Source organism: Rhizobacter sp. (assembly GCF_031412075.1).
Lineage (GTDB): Bacteria > Pseudomonadota > Gammaproteobacteria > Burkholderiales > Burkholderiaceae_C > Rhizobacter.
This window is the reverse complement of sequence record NZ_JANOCG010000314.1, coordinates 1-7,165: the sequence shown is the minus strand read 5'-3', so window position 1 is coordinate 7,165 and position 7,165 is coordinate 1. Positions and strand designations below refer to the sequence as shown.

10 protein-coding genes are annotated in these 7,165 nt (G+C 66.6%); 4 read left to right on the top strand and 6 right to left on the bottom strand.

All coding sequences use genetic code 11. From position 1 onward, the window contains the following. From RMO40_RS11510 to rarD, 5 genes are all read right to left on the bottom strand, one after another. The coding region (locus RMO40_RS11510; RefSeq protein ID WP_309720873.1) for a BtrH N-terminal domain-containing protein at window positions 1–173 on the bottom strand (173 nt) is incomplete at its 3' end. After that, window positions 170–568, bottom strand: coding sequence for a DarG family dialkylresorcinol biosynthesis protein (locus RMO40_RS11505; protein ID WP_309720870.1), 399 nt, complete (start codon window positions 566–568; stop codon window positions 170–172). The genes RMO40_RS11510 and RMO40_RS11505, both read right to left, overlap by 4 nt. Next, window positions 569–1,705 carry a StlD/DarB family beta-ketosynthase gene (locus RMO40_RS11500; protein WP_309720867.1) on the bottom strand — a complete coding sequence of 379 codons (1,137 nt, stop codon included), beginning with the start codon at window positions 1,703–1,705 and terminating at the stop codon, window positions 569–571. Further along, window positions 1,695–2,675 (bottom strand): dialkylrecorsinol condensing enzyme, encoded by a 981-nt coding sequence (locus tag RMO40_RS11495; protein WP_309720864.1) that lies wholly within the window; start codon window positions 2,673–2,675, stop codon window positions 1,695–1,697. Before RMO40_RS11495 ends, RMO40_RS11500 begins: the two co-directional genes overlap by 11 nt. A gap of 88 nt (window positions 2,676–2,763) precedes the next feature. Further along, on the bottom strand, window positions 2,764–3,639 hold the full coding sequence (gene rarD / locus RMO40_RS11490; protein WP_309720862.1) for an EamA family transporter RarD: 876 nt from the start codon (window positions 3,637–3,639) through the stop codon (window positions 2,764–2,766). Window positions 3,640–3,755: 116 nt separating this feature from the next. Here rarD and RMO40_RS11485 point away from each other — a divergent pair, with 116 nt between their 5' ends. The 3 genes from RMO40_RS11485 to RMO40_RS11475 all read left to right on the top strand — a co-directional run bounded on the left by RMO40_RS11485 (window position 3,756) and on the right by RMO40_RS11475 (window position 5,758). Next, window positions 3,756–4,025, top strand: coding sequence for a MoaD/ThiS family protein (locus tag RMO40_RS11485; RefSeq protein ID WP_309720858.1), 270 nt, complete (start codon window positions 3,756–3,758; stop codon window positions 4,023–4,025). A 5-nt stretch (window positions 4,026–4,030) separates the two neighbouring features. Continuing rightward, a complete protein-coding gene (locus RMO40_RS11480) occupies window positions 4,031–5,107 on the top strand; it encodes an exo-alpha-sialidase (protein WP_309720856.1) in 1,077 nt (358 codons plus the stop codon). A 117-nt stretch (window positions 5,108–5,224) separates the two neighbouring features. After that, window positions 5,225–5,758 carry a hypothetical protein gene (locus tag RMO40_RS11475; RefSeq protein WP_309720853.1) on the top strand — a complete coding sequence of 178 codons (534 nt, stop codon included), beginning with the start codon at window positions 5,225–5,227 and terminating at the stop codon, window positions 5,756–5,758. Between the two features lie 18 nt (window positions 5,759–5,776). Here the strand turns inward: RMO40_RS11475 and RMO40_RS11470 are convergent, their stop codons facing one another. After that, entirely contained in the window at window positions 5,777–6,160 is a 384-nt protein-coding gene (locus tag RMO40_RS11470; RefSeq protein ID WP_309720850.1) for a YchJ family metal-binding protein, read from the bottom strand. A gap of 80 nt (window positions 6,161–6,240) precedes the next feature. Here RMO40_RS11470 and imuA point away from each other — a divergent pair, with 80 nt between their 5' ends. Then, on the top strand, window positions 6,241–7,047 hold the full coding sequence (imuA, locus tag RMO40_RS11465) for a translesion DNA synthesis-associated protein ImuA (protein ID WP_309720847.1): 807 nt from the start codon (window positions 6,241–6,243) through the stop codon (window positions 7,045–7,047). Window positions 7,048–7,165 lie beyond the last annotated feature (118 nt).

Sequence of the window (7,165 nt, the reverse complement as noted above, 5' to 3'; positions counted from 1 at the left end):
GGCAGGCCGTTGATCTTGATGAAGGGCAGGTAGGCGAAGGCCAGGCCACCCGACAGCCCGAAGGCGAGGCTCTCCGACACCGGCACGCCGTGGTGGCGCAGCAGGTTGGAGATGACGCCACTCTCGCAATGAGCGGAATGCTGGTGCTGAAAAGTCAAGGCGTGTGAATTCATGACGGCAGCTTGCGCAGGTCGGCGATCGAAAGGCCGAGCGCATCGGCATAACGCTGCAGATGCTGGGTCGGCAGCGTGGCGAAGACTTCGGGCCGCAGGTGGCGCTTCACGCGCCACTGCCAGAAGCCGCTCGTCTGCGAGAGCAGCGGCAGGTCCATGCGCCGCTCGTACATCCAGAACTCGAGCGTCGACGCCGAACCGGCCTGCACACGCTGGCGTGCATCGACCGCTTGCGCATGCAGCGTCTCGACGGCATTGGTGGTGACGATTTCTTCGGCCTCCCAGCCCGCCGATGGCGCGATCACCATGCGGCCACTCGCATCACGCGCGTAGACCGCCTTGCGGTGGCCACCGAGGGTGGCATTGCCTTCCTGGGGGACGGCGTCGAGGTCCATTTAGACCGCGGTGAGGTGAACAAAGCCCGTCGAGAAGCGGCCACTCTCGGGGATGTACATCAGGAGCTTCTGCCCCTTCTGGATGCGGCCCGAGCGGAACAGCTCGTCGAGCATGATGTACGGCGAAGCCGAGCCGGTGTTGCCCTTGGTCGTGAGGTTGCTGAACCAGCGCTCGCGCGGGATCGGCAGGCCTGCTTCGGCAATCGCCTGTTCGACGGGGCCGGCGAAGAAGGCCGACGAGACGTGCGGCAGGAACCAGTCGATCTCGCTTGCCACGAGGCGGCGTTTGTCAACGATCTCGGACAGCGGCTCGCGCACCGTGGCGCGGATCACGTGCTCGTTGAGCAGGCGAACGTCCTGCTTGACGGCGAAGATCGACTTGGCCTGCCAGTCACCGTTGGTGAAGCGCAGCCAGCCGCGCAGCGTGCCGTCGTCGTTCTTGTCGGCGCCGGCGTACATGCACACGGGCAGCTCGTGCGCGGCCGACGACAGTTCGATCCAGTCGACACGCAACGAGAGCGGGCCGCTCGGGGCCGTTTCGAGCAGTACTGCGCCGGCGCCGTCGGACAGCATCCAGCGCAGGAAGTCTTTTTCGAAGGCGATCTCGGGGCGCTCTTCGAGCTGCTGCAGCTTGTGTTCGACCTCGGGGTCGAAGTTGCGCGCCAGCATGATGGGCGAGGCGAGCTCCGAGCCGGTGGCGACCGCGCGCTTCGACTCGCCGGCACGAATGGACAGCCAGGCGTGTTTGAACGCTGCGGTGCCCGAGAGGCAGATGCCCGCGCACGAGACGGCTTCGAGCCGCGGCCAGCCGAGTTCGCCGTGCACCATCACGGCGTGGTTGGGCATCAGCTGGTCGGGCAGCGAGGTGCCGGTGGCCAGGCAATCGACGTGGCCGATGTCGTCGCCGAGCGCGCGGATGGCGGCGGCCGTCATCTGCGCGTTGCTCATGGCAGGCTCGCCGGTGGCGCGGTCGATGGCGTAGTGGCGCGAGTGGATGCCGTTGCTGCGCAAGACCAGCCGGCGCGCGCGCGAGGGTTTGCCACCCACTTGCCCGAGCACGCTTTCGATGTCGTCGTTGGACACCGGCGCGAACGGCAAAAAGGCGCCAGTTCGCGTGAGAAAAACTTCAGTCCTCATAGGCTTGGCAACGTTCCGTGGACGAGCCCGAGGGCTGCTCGAATTGAGTCTTGATTTTAGTCAGCCACCCTCCCATGCAGGGCCGCAGCATGGCCTGGAGCGCCAAACTGGTGGGCACAACCGTGATGATCATCACGATGAGGAAGATCACATACAACAGCAGCAGCGGCGTGCGCTGCCAGGCGCCCGGCCGGCCCACCGCCATCAGCAGCTTGCCCCAGACGAAGAAGCTGCGGCTGCCGGCGCGCTCGCTGATGTACAGGCGCGGCTCGACCTGCACCGCACCCAGGCCGGCGAGCAGCGGCTGCGTGCTTTTTTCACGATCGGCCGCGAGCGCGTCGCGCAGGGCCAGGCCGAAGCGGCGCGAGCCCTTGATCTGCGACTCGTTCAGGCCGGCTGCGGGCATGCCCCAGAAACCGGCCTGGTTGCCAGTCAGCACCCAGCGCGGCGTGGTGAAAAACGTGGCCAGGGTGGGGCCGGGGTCGGTGAGCACCACGTTGTCGATCAGGCGCGCGCCGGTGTCGGCCAGCAGACCCTTGAGCTTTTCGTGCGCCATCAGCCACATGTTGCGGCAGGCAATCACCGTGACCACTGGTTTGCCGCGCAGCACCTGCTTCGCCACCGGGTGCTTCAGGAAAGCGGTGACGGGCTGCGAGGGTGCGAGGAACCACACCTGGTAGGGCAGCACGATCAGGTCGAAATCTTCATCGCCGGTGAGCGCGAGCGGCGCAAGCGGTGGTGGCACCAGGTGGGCCGACTCGGGGAAGGCGTCGAGGAAGGTGAAAAACGGCCAGGGGAAGGGAAACGGCTTGAGTGGTGCCAGCGTCAGCACCTGTACGCGCATGCGTGGGTCGGCCTGGAGCGGTGCTGTGATCTGCTCGATGAGCCGGGTGAGTTGCCCGGATTGCGAATACCGGATGACCAATACGTTCTTGAGACGGCCATGCGTTTCGGAAGTGCCAGTGTTCACAGAGGGCTTGTGTCAGTGCCGGGGGGCGCGGGGCGCCAATGGTAGGCGACGAGGCGTTGATGGCACGCCCCGCAAAGGGGGGAGGCTCTCAGCCGAGTTGCGAGCGGCCGTGCCACCAGCCTTCGGCGCTGTAGAGCGCGAGCGCCAGCCAGATCAACGAAAAGCCCAGCAGGCGTGTGGCCGAGAAGGGCTCGTGAAACAACCACAGGCCCAGCGCGAGCTGGATGGTCGGGCCGATGTATTGCAGCAGCCCGAGTGTGGTGAGCGAGATGCGCCGCGCGCCGGCGGCAAACAACAACAAGGGGATGGCGGTGATGGGACCGGCGGCAATCAGCCAGGCGTTGGTGGGTCCATCGGCTGCGGGGAAGGTGCTGCTGCCGTTGAACATCCACACGCCCAAGACGACTGCAGCGATCGGGGCGAGCAGCAGGGTCTCGAGCGTGAGGCCTTCGAGCGCGCCGAGCGTGGCCACCTTGCGCAGCAGGCCGTAGGCGCCGAATGAGCCGGCGAGTGCCAGCGCGATCCATGGCAAATGGCCGGCCTGGATGGTGAGCCACAACACACCGCCTGCAGCCAAGCCGAGCGCCAGCCACTGCATGCGGCGCAGCCGCTCGTGCAGCACGGTGTAGCCGAGCAGCACATTGACCAGCGGGTTGATGAAGTAACCCAGGCTCGCGTCGATCACGTGCCCGTTGTTGACGGCCCAGATGTACGTCAGCCAGTTCACCGACAGCAGCAGCGCGCTGGCGGTGAAGGCGGCCAGCACCTTCGGTTGGCGCAACACCGGTTTGAGCCAGCCCCACTGGCGGCGCAGGCTGAGTGCGATCACCACGAACACCAGTGACCAGACGATGCGGTGGATCAGGATCTCGCCCGAGGGCACGTGGGCGATCTGGCGGAAGTAGAGCGGGAAGATGCCCCAGGCAGCAAAGGCGAGGGCGGCGTAGATGGCACCAGTGGACATGGATGGGGCGGGTGGGGAAAGAGTCAGCAGAAGGCGGCAAGAGAGCGGCAGGAGAGGGATTGTCCCCTGGGGGCAAAACGCTGGTCAGGCGGCGTGTGCGCGGGCATCATCGCCGCGTGGCCCACATCGTCTTCACGCAGCAACTCAGGCGCTTCACCGAGACCCCCGAGGTCGACGCGCAGGTTGCCACTTTGCGCGAAGCCTTGCAGGCCGCGTTCGACATCAACCCGAGGTTGCAAGGCTATGTGCTCGACGAGCAAGGCCATTTGCGCGCCAACGTGGTGGTGTTCATCGACGGGCGGCGCTGCCATGACCGTGTGGTGCTGAACGATCAATTGAAGGCCGACAGCCAGGTCCATGTGCTGCAGGCCTTGTCTGGAGGATGACGAAGATGACGAATTCACATCGCGCCTGGGTCGCCACACGAAAGGGCCTGTTCGAGCTGGGCCGCAAGGGCAAGGGTTGGGAGATCGCCCGGGTGAGTTTCCTCTCCGAGCCGGTGTCGATGCTGCTCCCGCCCACTGCCAGCGGGCGCATGCTGGCGGCGCTGAACCTGGGGCACTTCGGCGTGAAGGTGCATGCGTCGGACGACGCCGGTGCCACCTGGCGCGAGGTGGGCACACCGGCCTACCCGCCGCAGCCGCCTGAAGCGACCGGTGTGCCCTGGAAGCTGGTGCAGATCTGGGCCATGGAATCAGTGGCCGGTGCGCTGTGGGCTGGCACGCTGCCGGGAGGCTTGTTTCGCAGTGGTGATGGTGGCGAGACCTGGCAGCTGGTCGACTCGTTGTGGTCGCGCCCCGAGCGCGCCGGGTGGTTTGGTGGGGGTTATGACGTGCCCGGCATCCACTCCATCCTGCCGCACCCCACGCGCCCCGGCGAGCTGCTGCTGGGCATCAGCTGTGGCGGTGTGTGGGGCAGCAGTGACGGTGGCACGCAGTGGGGGCTGCAGGCCAAGGGCATGCGGGCCGACTTCATGCCGCCCGAGCAAGCCGATGACGAAAACACCCAAGACCCGCACCTCATCGCTGCTGGCAGCGCGCAGCCCGGCACGCTGTGGTGCCAGCATCACAACGGCATCTTCAAATCGACCGACGGCTCGGTGAGCTGGCAGGAGGTGAAAGCGCCGCTGTCGAGCTTCGGTTTTGCGGTGGCTGCACACCCGACAGACGCGAACACCGCCTGGTTTGCACCGGCGATCAAGGACGAGAAGCGTGTGCCGGTCGATGGCGCTTTGATGGTCAACCGCACACGCGACGGTGGGCGCAGCTTCGAGACATTGCGCCAAGGCCTGCCGCAGAAAGACTGCTACGACCTCGTCTACCGCCACGGCCTCGCGGTCGATGACAGCGGCACGTCTTTGTTGATGGGCAGCACCACCGGCAACCTGTGGGCGAGCGACGATGGCGGCGACAGCTGGCACAGTGTTTCTGCGAACCTGCCGCCGATCCATGCGGTGAAGTTCGGATAGCTGTGGCAAATGCATCACAGACGGCCCCCCTGCAACGTGGGGGTTCACCTGTGCAAGGGAATGACAAGGCGTGTGTTGCCTCGGGACAATTCGTGCATCCCGCGCAGGAGTCACGCCATGCCCATCACCATCGCCGTCGGAGCCCGCTCCCTTTTTGTCACCGCCACCGCGTGGTTGTTCATCCTGCTGGGTGTCGTGGCGAGTTTGTCGGCGCTGGTGCAAAACGCGATGCTCGCGTCACTGCTGCCCGCCTTGTCGTCGTCACCCACTGTCTCGGGCTTGATGGGGTTGATGCTCAACTACATGCCCTGGGTCGTGGGCACGGGTCTCGTGATGTCGCTGGCCACGCTGGCCTCGGCCATCGGGCTGCTGCTGCGGCTTGATTGGGCTCGCCGCACCTTCATCGGCCTGCTGGTCGTGGCCATCGTGGCCAACCTGCTGGGCCTGTGGCTGCAGCAGGAAATGATGCAGTCGGTGGTGAGCCGCACGCTGGGCAGCGTGGCCTTGCCGCCGCAGGCGCTGGGGGTGTTTGGTGGTTTTGTCACCGCGGCGCGCGTGATGGCGGTGGTGGTGACGCTCGGTGCCTGCGGGCTGCTGGGCTGGATCATCCGGCGCCTCATGTCGGCGGGCGTGCGCCGAGAATTTGCCTGAAGTCTTGCGGCTGAATTCTCAGCGCATCTCTCCGTCCACATAAAACCAGCGGCCACCCTCGCGCACGAAACGGCTGGTCTCGTGCAGCCGCTGCGCCCGCCCGCCGCGCTTGCTGCGGGCCACGAACTCCACCGTCGCGTGATCGGCGTCTTGCACGCTGTGTCGGCGCACCTCCAGGCCCAACCAACTCACCCCTTCGGGGTTGGGCTCCAACGCTGACGGGCGTGTGCTCGTGTGCCAGGTGGCGAGCAGGTAATCGGTGAGATCACGCACAAAGGCGCTGTAGCGCGAGCGCATGAGCGCTTCGGCGTCAGGCGCTTGCAAATGCAGTGGGCCGCTGTGATAGCGGCCGCAGCAGTCGGTGTAAGGGCGCGGCGCGCCGCAGTCGCAAGGCAAGGGCATGCGTGCAAGTTTCCCTGATCCGGGTTTTTTCGAAGGCCCGGGGTTTGCGTAAATAACTGTATAGGCATACAGTGTTTGACATGGAACCCCAGACCCCTCTTGCCCTGCCCGCGGCCTCACCGCCGGGGCTGCGTGCGGGTGGGCCGCGTCTGTCGCCCGAGGCCTTGCACCCCAGCCTGTGGCGCGCCCATCAGCTGGGCCGCAGTGCCGATCACACCCTGCCCAGCGGCTTTGCCGCGCTCGACGCGCAGTTGCCCGGCGGTGGCTGGCCGCGCAAGGTGCTGACCGAGCTGCTGCTGCCCCACCCCGGCATCGGCGAGATCCGCCTGCTGGCCCATGTGCTGGCCGCCACCCAGTGCGCCGGCCGGCTGGTGATGCTGTTTGACCCGCCTGCGGCCGTGTCGGCCCCGGCGTTGCTGGAGCTGGGGCTGGACGTGAACCAGCTGCTGGTGATCCAGACCCACCTCCAGCTGCGCCCTGGCGCCGACCGCCTGTGGGCGCTGGAGCAGGCTTTGAAAAGCGGCCATGTGGGGGCCGTGGTGGCCTGGCTGCCACCACGCCTGCGCGCCGAGCGCTTGCGCCGTTTGCAGCTCGCTGCGCATGCCCACGACGGGCCGGCGTTCATGCTGCGCGAAGTGGCGGCGCAGCAGAACGCAAGTGCCGCACCGCTGCGCCTGGCCTTGCACCCGGCCGGAGCCGACCAGCTGGCACTGCGTGTGCTCAAGCGCCGCGGACCGCCCTTGCTCGCCCCGGTGCACCTGGCCTTGCCGCCGGTGTTGTCTGCGGCGGCCTTGCGCCGCGCGCAGGCGTGGAACGGCACGGAAGAAGAAGCCCAGCCGCTGCACGCCGCCACCTTCATCAACTTAGGGCCTGTTCATACCAAATGAGCACCCGCGTGACTCAGGAAACGGGCGCCATCGAGGCGCAAAGCACAGCTGTAGCACTTGCTACAGCGAGCATTTGCAACGCTGAGGGCGCCCGTTTCCTGAGATCACCCGGAGGGCC

Bases quoted from the DNA above. Each gene is read 5' to 3' on its own strand.
- RMO40_RS11505 (WP_309720870.1), bottom strand. From the start codon at position 568: ATGGACCTCGACGCCGTCCCCCAGGAAGGCAATGCCACCCTCGGTGGC.
- RMO40_RS11500 (WP_309720867.1), bottom strand. From the start codon at position 1,705: ATGAGGACTGAAGTTTTTCTCACGCGAACTGGCGCCTTTTTGCCGTTC.
- rarD (WP_309720862.1), bottom strand. From the start codon at position 3,639: ATGTCCACTGGTGCCATCTACGCCGCCCTCGCCTTTGCTGCCTGGGGC.
- RMO40_RS11480 (WP_309720856.1), top strand. From the start codon at position 4,031: ATGACGAATTCACATCGCGCCTGGGTCGCCACACGAAAGGGCCTGTTC.
- RMO40_RS11475 (WP_309720853.1), top strand. From the start codon at position 5,225: ATGCCCATCACCATCGCCGTCGGAGCCCGCTCCCTTTTTGTCACCGCC.
- RMO40_RS11470 (WP_309720850.1), bottom strand. From the start codon at position 6,160: ATGCCCTTGCCTTGCGACTGCGGCGCGCCGCGCCCTTACACCGACTGC.
- imuA (WP_309720847.1), top strand. From the start codon at position 6,241: ATGGAACCCCAGACCCCTCTTGCCCTGCCCGCGGCCTCACCGCCGGGG.